Here is a 16,364-nt window from a genome sequence, read left to right as displayed (position 1 = left end):
TCCCCCGGCGCCCGGCCGCCTGCCCTATTCGGCGGCCAGCAGCACCCGGTCGATCTTTCCGGCCGTGGTGCGCGGGAGGGTCCCGCGCACCACGATGCGGCTCGGGCAGTGACCGGCCGGGAGCCGCTCGCGCAGCCAGGTCCTCAGGGCCTTGCCGGACACTCCCTCCCGGCGGGCGGTGACGTGGGCGGTGATCGACGCGTGCTCCGGCCGGTCGGCGTCGCGCAGGACGGCGACCGCGGCGGTGATGTCGGGGTGCTCTTCCAACACGGCCTCGATCTCACCGAGTTCGATGCGATGGCCGCGCAGTTTGATCTGGTCGTCGACGCGCCCGAGGAACTCCAGGGAGCCGTCCGGCCGGTATCTTCCGCGGTCACCCGTGCGGTAGAGCCGCCCGCCGACTCCGGCGGTGTCCCCGGTGGGGAACCGCTCGGCGGTCAGGTCGTCCCGGTCCAGGTAGCCGAGTGCGATCCCCGCCCCGGACAGGACGATCTCGCCGGCCGTGCCGGGCTCGGTGACCGTCTGACCCAGGTGGGTCGTACCGCTGTCGTCCACGGCGGCCAGGTAGAGGCCACTGCCGTCCAGCGGGCTTCCCAGAGAGATCACATCGGGCTGCTCGACGCGCGCGGCGGTGGCCCAGATCGTGGCTTCCGTCGGGCCGTACATGTTCCACAGCTCCGCGCCGCGGGGCAGAAGGCGACGTGCGAGTTCCGGGGTGAGGGCCTCTCCGCCGCACCAGAGTCTGGCGCCCGTGGCACCCTGCCACTCCGTCGCGAGGAGCATGCGCCAGAAGCTGGGTGTGGCCTGGATGACCTGCGGGGCGTGCTTGTCGACGAATTCCTGGAACAGGTACGGGTCGAAGCGCACGTCGTCCGGCACGGCGAGGAAGGACGCCCCGACCGTCAGCGGCAGCAGCATCTCCGCCATGGAGATGTCGAAGGACAGGGCCGTCGCGGCGACCATCACCTCGCCCGCCGCGAGCCCCGGTGTGGAGGCGAGCCCCGCCAGCCGGTCCAGCAGCGCCGTGTGCGGGACCATGACGCCCTTCGGCAACCCGGTCGATCCCGAGGTGTACATGACGTAGGCGATGTCGGCCATGACCGGCTCGCGGGGGACGACCGGCCCCCCCGCGGCGGCCGCGGGCTCGATGGCGAACACGCACTCCGCCGTCTCGCGCAGGACGAGGGACGGCCTGGCGTTCGCGAGGACCCGCTCGCGGTGGGCGGGCGGGCTCTCCCGGTTCAGAGGAAGGACCGCGCACCCGGCGCCGACGGCAGCGAGGATGCCGAGCGCCCCGCCGGCGGGGCCGGTCGCGTCGAGGGCGACCAACGACCCGGGCCGGGTGTGCGCGAGGATCTCCTCACCGAGGGCGAGGGCCCGCGCCGAGAACTCACGGTAGGTGTAGGTGCGGACGGCCCGCACGGCGGCCGCGTCCGGGGTGCGTGCCGCCTGGGCCTCGAAGGCGTCTCGTATCGTCTTCATACGTCCACTACTTCACGCGTGGCAGGACACGGCCGAGGTGTCGTCCAAGGTCCGCATCGGCGGTCCTCCGCCGCAGGGCGGATCCCTTCCCTGATCTCCGCTGTCCCCACTTCATTCCCATCCCGGCGGTTCACAGAAGCTACGGCGAGTTCGGCGAGGGCGGCCACGGATTCGGCCTGAAACGGAGCGACCGGTTCCATGAAAGCGTCGAGCCGGCCCTCGAGGGCGGACGTCGGACGCGGCACGGCGATCGGGTTCATCCGGGGGTTCGCGAATGAATCGTCAAGTGACATCGGCTTACCGTCCAAGGTTCCGGCCACTTCCGCACGTACGCAGTCGGTTAAACTCGCACCGGCGTCGGACATTCCACTCCTTGAAGGCACTGCCCCGGGCGCGGACGTCATTTCGACGCCCCACGGGGGTTTTCACGGACGTGTCGTCTCAGGGCAATAGCGAGAACGCGGGCAGGGCTCACGCACGGCGGGGCCGATAGCCCACCACCATGTCCTGCGTCGGCGCGCGAGGTCAGGACCCGGCCTTCCGCGGTTTTCTCCGCGCTCAGCACGCGCGAGCGTCACGCTCGCACAGCGGCACCACTCATCGGTCGTACGGCAAAGCAGGATGCGCCCCGCATCACCTTTCCCCCTTTCCGTCGGCCAGCAGCATACGAGGGCAGCGATTCGCCCTCTCGACGGTCAATGACGAGGGGTCCGCTGCCCGCCTCGTGTCCAGCCGAGCGATGCACTGGTGATGCACCCGTCCCCCACGAGGTGTCCCGGAGGACGTTGCCACTGTATGGCGTGTGACCGAATCAGGGAAGGGTTGATCATCTTTACTTACCGGAACACGACTTGAGTCTGCGTCAGACCGGTGCCGGGGCCACACGGACTTACTTGCGGAGTAATTTGACGGTTGGGGCATCGGATTGACTAACGGATGGTTCTCCGCGATCCGGGCATCGCTCTCACCGTAGCCCACTTCACACGGCGCCGGTCGTACGGGCCTGCCACGGAAAGCCGTTGACAGAATCGCCGGGCGCTAAGAGCATGGGCGGTACGCTGCGTTTCCTTTGCGCGCGTTCGGAAAGCGCCCCGCCGCGCGGACTTTCGGGGACATCGCGTTCCCTCCTCACCTCCGCCGGCAGGGCACGGCACCGCCGGGCCCGTCGCCCCGGGGCGGTACCGCCTCCACCACTCGTTCCTTCTCCCCGGCCCACCGCTGGCCGGGCACGCGTGCTGCGCGCTGCCCGCGTGCTCCGCCCGCGCACCGGCACTCACCCTCGAGTACCAGGAGATCCCCATGCAGTTGTCACTGAGCGGCGCGAAGATGGCCGGTGTCTCCGGCCTGCGCAGCATCATGGAGGACGTGGCCGCCAGCACGGCGGACGCGTCAGCGGGTGACTGGCTCAACCTCAGCGTGGGCAATCCTGCCTCCGTCCCGGAGGCGAGCGACATGTGGCGGACCGCGCTGGCGGACTCGCTGGCCGAGGACTTCGGGCGGGCGAGCTGCCGCTACGGCCCCTCGCGCGGCAGCCGGTCCCTCATCGAGGCCGTCGTCGAGTACTTCCGCAGGGCGTACGGCTGGCGGATCGGCCCGGAGAACGTCGTGGTGGGCCCGGGCAGCCAGATGCTGTGCTTCGCCGCGGCCGCCCTCTTCACCGGCCCCGGAACGCGGGGGGAGCGAAAGATCGTCCTGCCCATGGTCCCCGACTACACCGGCTACCAGGGCATGTGCATGCACGCAGGGGGCATCGTCGGAGTGCCGCCCCGCATCGAGCGAGAGGGCGACCACCGCTTCCGCTACGCCCTGGACGTCGAGGGCCTGAGGCGGCAGTCGGACATCGGCATGATGCTGGTCTCCAGCCCCGGCAACCCCACCGGACGCGCCCTGGACCGGGCGGACCTGGACGCGCTGACCACGCTGGCGGCCGAGCGTGACGTACCGCTGCTCCTGGACCAGGCGTACGGCTCCCCGTTCCCCCGGATCGCCGAGGTGCGCACCGAGCCGGTGCTGCACGACCACCTGATCAACTGCTTCTCCGCGTCCAAGGCCGGGCTGCCCGGGGAACGCGTCGGGTTCGCGATCGGCTCCCCTGAGTACGTCGACGCGCTGGCGTCGTTCATGTCCAACTCCGTCCTGCACGCCCCTCAGCTCCCCCAGGCCGCCCTGGCCCGCATCATGCGGGATGGGCGGCTCGACGATGTCACCCGGGAGGCGATCGTCCCCTACTACCGGGAGAAGAAGCGCTTCGCCGCGGACCTGCTGGCGGAGACGATGCCGGCGGACATGGACTGGCGGATGCACTCCGGTGCCGGGGGGATGTTCTGCTGGCTGTGGGTGGACCACCCGTGGTTCGACGACGTCGAGCTGTACCGCAGGCTGAAGGAGAGACGGGTGTTCGTCGTGCCGGGCCGGCACTTCTTCGTGGACCCGCTCTCCTCCCCTGCCGTGGCCGGCCACGCGACCCGGTGCTTCCGCATCAGTCTCAGCGCCGAGGAGAAGGTGCTCACCGAAGGCATCCGCCACGTGGCCGATGTGCTGCGAGAGATGCGCGCCGAGGCGCCCGTGACGACCAGGTGACGCCGCCGCCCCCGCCGACCCACCGCGAGGGCGGCCGGCGGGCTCGTGACGGACAGGCGCCGAGGACCGGTGAGCTCGGACACGCGCGGGAAGGGGACGTGGTGCGGGGTGTGGACCTGCGTTTCCGTGCCCTCGTCTGCGCGTACGCGGTGTCCGGCTACGGCAACTACCTGAACCTGATCGCGCTGAGCCTCTTCTCGTACGAGGCCACCGGCACGGCCTTCGGGGTGGGCCTGGTGATGGCGCTGCGTCTGTTCTCGGGGTTCGTCGCAGGGCTCACCGCAGCCGCGCTGTCGGCCAGGACCACCCGCCTGCGGACGATGGTCCGCGCGGACCTCGCCCAGGGCCTCGTCATGACCGTCCTGGCCCTGTGCGCGACCGATACGCCGACCTGGCTGCTGTGCTGCGCCGTCGTCGTCATGGGGGCGGGGAACACGTACTTCACCGTCGCCCTGCGCAGTTCCATCCCCGCGATGGTCGGCCAGGAGTCCCGTACCCGCGCGAACGGGCTGCTGGTCACGGCGCGTTCGATCGCCACCGTGCTGGGCTTCGCCTCGGCTGCTCCCGTCATCGGATTGGGCGGTTACGGCGCAGCCTTCGCGGTCAACGCCGCAAGCTTCGCGGTGTCGGCGGGGGCACTGCTCGTCCTGCGGCCGCGCACGGACGGCGAGGAGGAGCCCGCACGGGAAGGGGACGGCCGGGGCAAGGACGCCGACCGCCCGTGGCGCCGCCCGCGCCTGTGGCACGGGGTGGCCGGGCTTCCCGGCCTGCTGCTCGGCATGATCCTGCTCCGGGGGGTCGACGCCCTCGCGTCCTCCTCGCACAACGTCGCCCTGCCCGTGGTCGCACACGCCGGCTCCCCGTCCGATCCGGCGCTGTTCATGACCCGGTTCTGGGTGGCGTGGGCGGTGGGCACCATCGCCGCCCACCTGGTGCTCAAGCGCACCCAGGGGGGATCGGCGTGGGGCGAACGGGCCTTCGCGTTCGGTACGTCGGCGATGTCGGTGTCCTTCGTGGCGGCGTTCACCGGCCTGCCCGCCGCCGGTCTCATGGCCGCCGCCGCGTGCGCGGGCTTCGCGGACGGCTGGACCGAGATCGTCTACACATCACGCCTTCAGGCCGCACCCGACCGGCAGCGCAGCCGGCTGTTCGGGATGTCCGCCACGGCGGAGACGGCCGGCTTCGCGCTGGGCACGGTGCTGGCCGCGGCGGCTCTCGAAGCGCTGCCCGCCCTGACGGTCGTCGGGATGTTCCACGGGGCGGCGGTGTGCGGGGCGCTGCTCCTGCTGCTGTTCGCCGCAGCCGCGGTCCGGAGGTCGTCCACGAGTGGAGAAGAAGAAGGGGACACGCATGGAGCGCGTACAGGGACAGGCACTTTGCCGGGGTCCTGAGCCCGAGTACACCGAGGACGACCCTCGCACCGCCGTGGACGCTCTACTGCGAGCCGCTGACGCGGACTCCGGCGCCGGTGTCGTAGCGATCGCCCCGGACGGCACCCCGATCAGCCTGCCCTACCGCGAGTTGCTGTCGCGGGCCCGCCGGCTGCTGACCGGGCTGCGGGGGCGCGGGCTGCGTGCCGGAGACACGGTGGTGCTGTGCGGGCTCGAACTGGCGGAGTTCTTCCCCGCCTTCTGGGCCTGTGTGCTGGGCGGCGCCCGGCCCGCGGCGATCGCGGAACGGGCCGTCCCGGGCTCCCCCGCGTACGAACGCCTACTGCACACATGTGCCGTGCTGGACGGACCGCTGGTGCTCACCGACACGACCGGTGCCCGGGACCTGGCCGCCTCCGCTCCCCACCTGCGGGTCGCGATCGCGCACGACCTTCTGGGCGCGAGCCCCGCGGACGACCACGTCGAACCGGCCGGGACCGACGTCGCGCTGCTGATGCTGTCCTCCGGCAGCACTGGTGGACCCAAGGCGGCACAGCTCACCCATGCCGGTCTGACGGACCTAGCCGCGAGCTCCCGGCGGATCATGGACGTACGGCCGGACGACACGATGGTGAACTGGCTGCCGGTCGACCACAGTGGCGCGTTCCTGCTGTACCACGTGCTGGCGGTCTTCGTGGGCTGCACCAACGTCCACGCGCCGACCCAGCGGGTCCTGGCCGAACCACTGCGCTGGCTCGACCTCGTCGAGACGTACGGGGCGCAGCACAGCTGGGCGCCGACCTTCGCGTACGGACTGGTCGCGGACGCGCTCGCCGAGCGGCCGGACCGCGTACGCAGCCTGGGCGGCCTCAGGACGCTGCTGTGCGGCGGCGAGCAGATCGTGCTGCCGGTGCTGCGCCGTTTCCTCGACGCCACCGCCGCGTCCGGGGTGCGGGAGGGGCACATCGTGCCGGTGTGGGGGATGGCGGAGACGGTCACGGCCGTCACGTACGGACGGCTGGACCGGCCGGGCACCGTGCACCGCCTGCTCAAGAGCAGCCTGGGCGGCGACCTGGTGCGGGCCGAGCCGGGGACCCCGGAGGACGACTGCGTCACCTTCGTCGCGGCCGGCTCACCGGCGCACGGGGTCACCCTGCGCGTCGTGGACGACCGGGGCGAGGCGGTGCCGGCGGGCAGGATCGGCCGCCTCCAGGTGCACACGCCCGCCCGGCTCACCCCCGGCTACGTGAACAACCCGCAGGCGGACGCCGAGGCGTTCCCTGTGGGCCGGGACTGGCTGGACACGGGCGATCTGGCGTTCCTCGACGGCGGGCAAATGGTGATCACCGGCCGGCGCAAGGACCTGATCATCCTCAACGGGCACAACGTGTACTGCCACGAGGTCGAGGAAGCGGCGACCGCCGTGGCCGGGGTCCGCCAGGGAGAGGTCGCGGCCTGCGGCGTACCGGACGAGGACAGCGGTACGGAGCGGCTGGCCGTGTTCTTCGTGACGCGCGGTGCCGACCAGGACGCGCGGATCGTGCGGGAGGTGAAGGCGGCGCTGTTCTCCCGGCTGCGTCTGACCGCTTCCCACGTCCTGCCCGTATCATACGGCGACTTCCCGAGGACGCCCGCCGGGAAGGTGCGTCGCGCCGAACTCCGGCACCGCCTGATCGCCGGCGGCTTCGGCCCCGGGTCCGCGCCGCACGCCGACGGCGTCCCCTCCCCCGACCTGACGCGGGTCGTGTGCGAGGAGATCGACGCCGTCCTGGGGCATCCGGTGGACGCACACGTGCCGTTCTACGAGCTGGGGCTGAACTCCCTGCTGCTCACCCGCCTGCGCGCCCGCCTGGAGCGACGGCTCGCGACGTCGATCGCCCAGACCGCGTTCTTCGAGCACCCCACGGCCACGGCGCTCGCCGCGCACCTGACCGCCACCCCCGGGGACCGGCCGCAGCCCGTGACCACCTCCTCAAGGGGCGACGCGGCCGACGCGGCCGAACGGCGCGTCGCGGTCGTCGGCCTGGCGCTGCGCTTTCCCGGCGCGGACTCGGCGGACGGTTTCTGGGCGAACCTGCGCGACGGCGTGGACAGCGTCCGGGTCTTCGACGAGGAACGCCTCGCCGCGGCCGGGCTGTCCCCGGAGCAGCGGCGCGCCCCCGGTCTGGTCCCGGTCGCGGGCGTCATCGACGGTGCCGACGCCTTCGACGCGGACTTCTTCGGGATGAGCCCCCGGGAGGCCGGGCTCACCCATCCCGCGCACCGGTTGTTCCTGGAGTGCTGTCACGAAGCGCTCGAGGACGGCGGCTACGCGGCGGCCGGACCGGGCACCAGGGTCGGGGTGTTCGCCGGTACGGGCATGAACCTCTACGACCACCAGAACCCGCCCGCGGCCGGCGTGACCGGCACCCCGGACGACCCGGCCGCCGGCATGCAGGCCGCGATCGGGCAGCAGCCCGACTTCCTCGCCTCCCGCGTCGCCTACCGGCTCGGCCTCACCGGCCCGGCCATCGGTGTGCAGACGGCCTGCTCCACCTCGCTGGTCGCCGTCCACCTCGCCGTGCAGGCGTTGCTGAGCGGTGAGGCGGACCTGGCCCTGGCCGGCGCGGCGGCCGTGCACCTGCCGCAGGAGGGCGGCTACCGCAGCCACCCGGGGTCGATCCTGTCGCCCACCGGACGCTGCCGGGCCTTCGACGCGGAGGCCGACGGCACCGTCGGGGGCAACGGCGTGGCGGCCGTCCTGCTCAAACGGCTCGACCGTGCGCTGGCCGACGGCGACACCGTGCACGCGGTCATCCTGGGCTCCGCCGTGAACAACGACGGGGCGGGCAAGGTCGGGTTCAGCGCGCCCGGTGTCGCGGGGCAGGTGGAGGTCGTGCGCCAGGCGCTGCGCAGGGCGGACGTCCCCGCCGACACGATCTCGTACGTGGAGGCGCACGGGACGGGCACCCGTCTCGGCGATCCGGTGGAGCTGGAGGCACTGGGCAGAGCGCTCGGCGAGGGCACCCGGCGTACCGGGTTCTGCACGGTCGGCTCGGTGAAGCCGAGCATCGGGCACCTCGACAGTTGCGCCGGGATGGCCGGTCTCCTCAAGACGGTCCTCATGCTGCGCCACCGCACGCTGGTGCCCACACTGCACCTGACACGCCCCAACCCGGACCTGCGGCTGGAGGGCGGCCCGCTCGTCCTGGGCACCGAACTGCGGCCGTGGCCGGCGCGGGACGGCGTACCGCGCAGGGCCGGGGTCAGCGCGCTCGGCGTCGGCGGCACGAACGCGCACGTGGTGCTGGAGGAGGCGCCCGTTCGGTCCGCGTCCCACCCGGCCGGACTTCCCGTGCTGGTACCGGTGTCGGCGCGCGACACGGAGGCGCTGCACGAGCTCACCGACCTGCTCCGCGACCGGCTGCGCCGGCGGCCGGACCTCGCGGCGGCGGACGTGGCGGCCACCATGGCGCTCGGCCGGCCCCATCGCACGGCGCGCAGCACCGCCGTGGGCGGGACCGCCGGGGAGCTGGCCGACGCCCTGGACGAGCCGCCGGCGACTCCTGTCGCCCCGCTCGGGCCGCTCGCCTTCGTCTGCGCCGGGCAGGGAAGCGCCCGGCGCGGCATGGCGAGCGGCCTGTACGCCGCCCACCCGGCCGCCCGGCGGGTCCTCGACCGGTGCGAGGAGCTGTACGCCGACGAGTTCGGCGGCAGTCTGCTCCCGCTGCTGCTGGAGGAGTCCGCCGACGACGGCGTCTGGCCGACCGAGACGGCCCAGACCGCCCTGTTCGCCCATCAAGCAGCGCTCGCCGACGTGTGGTGCGCCACCGGCATGCGCCCCGCGCTGCTGTTCGGCCACAGCGTCGGGGAGTACGCGGCCCTCTACGCGGGCGGCGCCCTCACGCTCGACGACGGGCTGCGGCTCACGGCGTGGCGCGGACGGCTGATGCAGACAGCCTGCCCGCCGGGCGGCATGCTCGCCGTCCGCACCGGGGAGGCCGAGGCGGAGCGGATCGCGCGGGCCGCGGGGTCCGCACTGGCGGCGGTCAACGGGCCGCGCTCCCAGGTGATCTCCGGTCCGCCGGACGCCCTCGAGGAGGCGGTACGCCTGCTGGAGGGGGAGGGCCTGCGATGGCGGCGGCTGCCCGTCGACAGGGCCTTCCACTCCGCCGCGGTCGAACCGGCTCTGCGCGCTTTCCGCCCGCACGCCGAGCGGGTGGCCTACGGCCCGTTGCGCACGCCACTGGTGACGGCGGCCGACGGACTGGTGCGCCCGGTGGGCTGGACCCCGGACGCCGACTACCTCTGCGGCCAGGCGCGCCGGACCGTCCGCTTCGATCTGGCCATGGCCGCGGCGGCGGCGCAGGGGTGCCGGGACTTCGTGGAACTGGGCGCCGGGAACACCCTCACCGGCCTGGGCCGTCACTGCGTACCGGAGAGCCGCTGGCTCGAAGGGCAGGGCGCCGGTCCGGGAGCGGCCGACCAGCTGTGCGGGCTCCTCACCTCGCTGGGCTCGCTGTACCGCAGGGGGGCCGACCTGGAGTGGGGCGCGGTGAACACCGGCGGGGGCAGGGTGCCGCTGCCGGGTCATCCCCTGCGCAGGCGCCGGGTGGTGTCGCTCCTCACGCCCCTGTCCCAGGCCCCGCACCATCCGTCTGGACCGCCTGCCACCCCCTCGGAGGAACCCACCGTGCCGGACGAACTGCTCGCCGTCGTACGGCGGCTGACCGCCGAGAAGCTCGGCCGCCCAATGGCCGACGTCGGCCCCGGCACCTCGTTCTTCGAGCTGGGCGCGGATTCCCTCTCGCTGATGGGCATGACGGCGGAGCTGGAGCAGCGGTACGGCGTGCGCGTCCCGGTACGGGAGCTGTTCTCCACGGCCGACACCCCGCGCGCGCTGGCGGAACGCCTCGCGCAGCTCGGCGCGGGGCCGCCGCCGGGACCCGTGGAGACACCCGGGGAGACGCCCGGGAACGCGGGCCGGCAGCCACACGCCGGGCGTGAGCGGCAGCGCGAGGACCCGGTGGCCGCACCCGCGCCCCAGCCCACGCCCGTGCTCCTGGAGCCGGCGACCTCTGCCCCGGGCGCCCTCACCCCGGCATCCGAGGCGCCCTCCGGGCTGCACGAGCTGCTGAGGCGGCAGCTCGAGCTCACCGAGCATCTGGTCGACCAGGTCACCGGCGTGCTGTCCCGCCAACTCGACGTGCTCGCCTCCACGGGAGCCCCGCCCACCGCTCCCCCGGCGCAGGCACCCACCCGCCGGCCGGCGCCGTCCCGGCCCCGGGCACCTCTGCCCGCTCCGAACCCGGCAGAGGTCTCCACCCCGCGCACTCTCCCGGCCCCCGCTCCGCACATTCCACCGGCGGGTCCCGTGCAGGGACCCCCGCCGACACCCGGTCGGGGGTGCGACTTCAGCCTGTACTTCTTCGGCGACTACCCGGAGGACGCCGACCGCGACAAGTACGCGCTGATCATGGAGTCATCGACGTTCGCGGACGAGCACGGGTTCCACGCCCTGTGGCTCCCGGAGCGGCACTTCGACTCCTTCGGAGCGCTGTTTCCCAACCCCTCCGTGCTCGCCGCGGCGCTCGCGGCGAGCACCCGCCGCATCCGGCTGCACGCGGGCTCGGTCGTACTGCCGCTGCACCATCCGGTGCGGGTAGCCGAGGAGTGGTCGGTCGTCGACAACATCTCCGGCGGCAGGGCGGGGCTGTGCGTCGCGAGCGGCTGGCACGCCACCGACTTCTCGCTCGCCCCGCAGCACTTCGGGCGCCACCGCGAAGTGATGTACGAGCAGTTGGCGACCGTGCGGCAGCTCTGGTCGGGGCGAGGGCTGGCGACGACCGCCGGTGACGGCGAGCCCGTCGAAGTACGCCTCCACCCCCACCCCCTGCAGCAGGAACTCCCCCTGTACGTCGCGGTGGTGGGCAACCCGGACAGCTACCGCCGGGCCGCCGTCGAGGGCCTGGGCGTGGTCACCAACCTGATGACGCAATCCGTCGAGCAGCTGGCCGAGAACATCGCGCTGTATCGGCGCACCCGAGCCGAGCACGGGCTCGACCCGGCGGCGGGGCGAGTGGTGGTGCTGGTGCACACATACCTCGGTGAGGACGGGGACCGCGCACGGGCGGAGGCGTACCGGCCGTTCGTGTCGTACCTGCGTTCCTCGCTCTCCCTCTTCGGCCAGGTGACCAACAGCCTGGGCTTCACCGCGGACCTCGACAACACCCCCGAGGACGACGTGGAGTACCTGCTCGAGCGGGCCTACGAGCGTTACTGCGCCTCACGTGCCCTGATCGGCGACGAGGACACGGCAGCCGGGACCGTGCGCCGCCTGGTGGACGCCGGAGCGGACGAGATCGCCTGCTTCGTGGACTTCGGCGTCCCGAAGGAGAAGGTCCTGGCCGCGCTGCCGGTGCTCGACCGGGTCCGCCGCCGGGCGCTGCCCGAGGGCGGGGGGCGGGCGGCCCCCGTACCGCGGCGGGTGCCGCTCACGCCCGCACAGCGCCGCATCTGGTTCCTGGAGCAGCTGCATCCGGGGACCGGCATGTACCACGAGCCCAAGGCGGTTCGGCTGGACGGGCCGCTGGACGTGGCGGCTCTGCGCCGTGCGCTCCAGCAGGTCGCGGACCGGCATCCGGCGCTGCGGACGGTGTTCCTGGACGACGGCGGGGTCCCGTACCAGGAGATCCGCGACCGGGTACGCCTGGAATGCCCGGTGGACGACCACACGGGGGCGACGGAGGAGGAGGCGCTGCGCGCCACGCTGGCGACGGAGGGGCGCCGGGTCCTCGATCTTCGTGAGGGCCCGCTCGTGACGGCGCGGCTGCTGCGCCTGTCCGAGGAGCGGCATCTGCTCTTCCTGCTGGCCCACCACATCGTCTTCGACTCGGCCTCGACGGCCGTGCTCGTCCGCGAGCTGGCGGCCTGCTACCGCGCCTCGGAACACGGCGCCCCCGAGCCGCCGCCTCTGCCGGAGGTGGCCCCGGCCCGTCCGGCGGACCACGCGGCGTCCCTCGCCTTCTGGCGGCGCGAGCTGGCGGGAGTCCCGGAGCTCGCCCTGCCCACCGACCGGCCCCGCCCTCCCGTCAGGTCGGGGGTGGGGGCGAGCCTCACCCACGAGCTGGACGCGGAACTCACCGACGCGCTCCGGGCGTTCGCGGCCAGGCACCGGGTCACTGCGTTCATGGCGCTGACCGGCGCCGTCGCGGCGGTGCTCGGCCGGACGAGCGGCCAGGACGACGTGGTGCTCGGCACCGTCCTCGCCGCCCGGCCCGCGGGTGCCGACCGCCATGTCGGGCTCTTCCTCGACACCGTGCCGCTGCGCCTGGACCTCGCCGGCGACCCGGACTTCCCCACGCTGCTGCACCGGGTGCGCGCCGGCAGCACCGCGGCGTACGAGCACAGCGGCGTCCCCTTCGACGAGCTGGTGGGAGCGCTCAACCCGTCTCGGGACCCGGGACGCAATCCGCTGTTCCAGGTGATGGTGGAGTACGAGAACGAGGGCGAGGCGGAGTTCGACCCGCCCCGGCTCTCCGCGACGCTGCTCGACGTGCCGAGCGCGCGGGCTCCGTTCGACCTGAGCGTCTACTTCACGCACCACGGCGACGGCGTGCGGTTCATGGTCGAGTACGACACGGCCCTGTTCGACGAGGCAACCGTGCGCCGCTTCACGCACTACGTGGAACAGGTGCTGCGCCGTGCCCTCGCCACCCCAGGCGCGCCGCTGCGGGAACTGACGGCCGTGACCGGCGCCGACCGCGCGGCCGTCGCGAGGCTGGGGCGCCTGGACGAGCCGTCGCCCGCCGTCGAGGACACCCTGCACGGGCTGTTCGAGCGGCAGGCACGGCGGACGCCGGACGCCGTGGCCCTGGTGAGCGGGGCGCAGAGCATCCGCTACCGGGAGCTGGACGGGCGCGCGAACACGCTCGCCCACGATCTGCGTGCCCGGGGTGCCGTGCGCGGGGAGCGGGTGGCGCTGCTGCTGCCGCGCGGCCCGGAACTGATCGCCGCGGTGCTGGGGGTGCTCAAGAGCGGCGCCGCGTATCTGCCGCTCGACCCGTCCCTGCCCACCCCTCGGCTCGCCGCGCTCCTCGACGACGGCGCGCCCGTGCTGCTGCTGACCTCCGCATCCGTCCTCGCGCGGCATCCCGGGCTGGGGACGGATGCCCCGTACGGGCCGGTACGGCTCGTGGAGCAGGTGGACGGCGATCCGGCGCAGGCCCGCCCGGCGGACGGCGCGCGGCCCGAAGACCCCGCGTACTGCATCTACACCTCTGGCTCGACCGGCCGCCCCAAGGGGGTCGTCGTGCCGCACCGGGGCCCGGTCAACCTCGTGCGCGGGCACCTGGCGGGCCATTCCGCGCTGCGCACCCTGCAGTGGACGTCGCCCGCGTTCGACGTGAGCGTGCAGGAGATCTTCACGACGCTGTGCTCGGGGGCGGCCCTGGTCCTGATCGACGACGAGGTGCGGCACGACCCGGCGGCGGTCGCGGAGGCGGTGCGCCGCCACGGGGTGGAGCGGATGTTCATGCCGTGCACCCCGCTCCGGTACCTCGTCGAGTCCGGGCCCGAACTGCCGTCCCTGCGGGAGCTGTTCTCGGCCGGCGAGGCACTTCAGCTCACCGGCGCGTTCCGCCGGTTCCTCGCCGCGCACCCCGGGTGCGCGCTGTACAACCAGTACGGGCCGACGGAGACCTCCGTCGTCGTCACCTCGCACCGGGTCGACCCCGAAGGCGAGGAGTGGCCGCCGATCGGCACGCCGTTGCCGGGTGTGCGGATCACCCTGCTGGACGGCACCGGGCGGGAGGTTCCGCCAGGCACGGTCGGTGAGATCCACGTGGGGGGCGCCGCGGTCGCCCACGGCTACCACGCCCGGCCCGCCGAGACGGCAGAGGCGTTCCTCGCGGACGGCGCGGGCTCCGTGCTGTACCGGACGGGGGACCTCGGGCGCTGGCGCACAGACGGCACGCTCCAGTACGTCGGCCGCCGGGACGACCAGGTCAAGATCCGGGGACATCGGGTCGAACCGGGCGAGGTGCAGCAGGCGTTGAGCGCCCTGCCCGACGTCCGGGACACGGCTGTCGTGTCCCGGCGCGACCCGCACGGCGACCAGGAGCTCGTCGCCTACGTGGTGCCCACGGCGCAGGATGCCGACCTGGGCGCGCTGCGCGCGGCGCTCTCGGCGGAGCTGCCCGGCCACCTGGTGCCCCGCCACTGGGTGCGGCTGGAGCGGCTGCCGGTGAACACCTCGGGCAAGCTGGACCGGGAGCGGCTGCCCGCGCCCGGGCCGGAGGACGCGGCGCCGGGTGCCGGCACGCGGCCCGCCACCCCCCTGGAGAACGCCCTGCACGAGCTGTGGTGCGAGGAGCTCGGCGTGGGCCGGGTGCCGGTGACCCGGTCCTTCTTCGAACTCGGCGGCCACTCCCTGAGCGCGATCAGGCTGCTGAACCGCATGGCGGACCGGCTGGACAGGGAACTGTCCATGGCCGAGTTCTTCCTGAACCCCACGATCCGGGGTGTGGCCGCACGCGGTGAACGTCCCGCGCCCGCCGAGCGGGTGGTGGACACGGCACCGATGACGTCCACGCTGCGCAGGCTGTGGCACCGGCACCACGAACACGCCGATCCGGGCGTCTACAACGTCGCGCACCGCATCGACCTGTGCGGCGACCTCGACCCACAAAACCTGGCGGGCGCCCTGGAGGACCTGGTGGACCGCCATCACGCGCTGCGGAGCAGGGCCGTCCGGCGTGACGGGCGCTTCGTGGTCGAGGTGCTGGCCCGGGTGCCGGTGGACCTGCCGGTGGACGACCTGACGGGGCACGCCGACGACGAGGCCGTCGAGCGGTGGTGCCGGGACCAGGCCACGCGCCCGTTCTCCATGGACCGCGCGCCGTTGTTCCGCTTCCGGCTGGCGCGACTCGGTCCGGATCGCTGGGTCCTGGTGACGGTGTTCCACCACGCCGTGTGCGACGGCTGGTCGATGGGCGTCGTCTGGCGCGAACTGGGGGAGCTCCACAACGCCCGCCATCAGGGCACCGCCAGTCGACTCCCGCCGGTTTCACTACAGTTCACCGACGTCGCCAGGGCGGAACACCAGCTGAGTGACGACCGCAGGGCGGATCTCGAACGGTTCTGGCGCACCGAACTCGACGGGGTGTCCCTGCGTCCGCCGCTGCCGTACGACCGGCCGCGCCCCGCGAAGCTGTCCGGCCAGGGCGCCCTGCACACCTGGGTCATCGACGGGGACGTCCCGAAGCGGGTCGCGGAGGCCGCCATTCGCCTGGGGACGACGCCGTACGTCGTACTGGCCGCGACGTTCGCCACGTGGGTCGCCGCGCTGTGCGGCGGGCCGTCCGACGTGGTGCTGGCGGCGTCCAGCGCCAACCGCTCCCGTCGCGAGCGGTCCGACGTGGTGGGGCTCCTGGGCGACGCGGTCCTTCTGCGCGCCCGGCCGGGCGAGGCCGACACGTACGCCGACCTGGTGACGCGGCTGGGCACGACGCTCTTCATCGCGCTCGACCACCAGGAACTGCCCCTGACGGAGGTGGTCGAGCTGGTGGCGCCGGGGACGGGCAACTCGCTGTTCCCGACCGTGCTGTTCACCGTGGTCACCACACCGCCGCCCCAGCTGGACATGCGCTCCCTGTCGGCCTCGGTACGTGACCTCCCCACGTCGGACGTGGCCCGCAACGAGCTGTACGCGGTCCTGGCACCCGGCGCCGATACGATCACCGTCACCTTCGAGTACTCCACGGACCTCTTCGACGAGCCCACCATCATGTCCTGGGCGGACGATTTCACCCGGCTCCTGCAGCGCTTCACACGGGCTCCCGACTCCTCTCTGCGCGCCTCTGACCGATCGTGAACGGCACGACAGGCGGCGCGAAGGGGCAAGAGGATGCCCGAGCGGTTCGCCTCGCCGGTCTTCGCCCTCGCCTCGCGCCC

4 protein-coding genes are annotated in these 16,364 nt (G+C 73.3%); 3 read left to right on the top strand and 1 reads right to left on the bottom strand.

Annotation, left to right across the window (positions count from 1 at the left end; translation table 11 throughout):
• Window positions 1–24: 24 nt before the first annotated feature.
• Complete coding sequence (locus OHT51_RS36915) at window positions 25–1,482, bottom strand: amino acid adenylation domain-containing protein (RefSeq protein WP_328883236.1); 1,458 nt, start codon at window positions 1,480–1,482, stop codon at window positions 25–27.
• Between the two features lie 1,299 nt (window positions 1,483–2,781).
• Here OHT51_RS36915 and OHT51_RS36910 point away from each other — a divergent pair.
• The 3 genes from OHT51_RS36910 to OHT51_RS36900 all read left to right on the top strand — a co-directional run bounded on the left by OHT51_RS36910 (window position 2,782) and on the right by OHT51_RS36900 (window position 16,284).
• Entirely contained in the window at window positions 2,782–4,062 is a 1,281-nt protein-coding gene (locus OHT51_RS36910) for a valine--pyruvate transaminase (protein WP_328883235.1), read from the top strand.
• Window positions 4,063–4,172: 110 nt separating this feature from the next.
• On the top strand, window positions 4,173–5,453 hold the full coding sequence (locus OHT51_RS36905; protein WP_328883234.1) for an MFS transporter: 1,281 nt from the start codon (window positions 4,173–4,175) through the stop codon (window positions 5,451–5,453).
• Window positions 5,413–16,284 carry a non-ribosomal peptide synthetase/type I polyketide synthase gene (locus OHT51_RS36900; protein ID WP_328883233.1) on the top strand — a complete coding sequence of 3,624 codons (10,872 nt, stop codon included), beginning with the start codon at window positions 5,413–5,415 and terminating at the stop codon, window positions 16,282–16,284. The genes OHT51_RS36905 and OHT51_RS36900 overlap by 41 nt, the downstream gene beginning before the upstream one ends.
• The last annotated feature ends 80 nt before the right edge of the window (window positions 16,285–16,364 follow it).

The organism is Streptomyces sp. NBC_00299, assembly GCF_036173045.1.
GTDB lineage: Bacteria > Actinomycetota > Actinomycetes > Streptomycetales > Streptomycetaceae > Streptomyces > Streptomyces machairae.
Note: the sequence above shows the minus strand (reverse complement) of the source record. Positions and strands in the feature narration are given on the sequence as shown.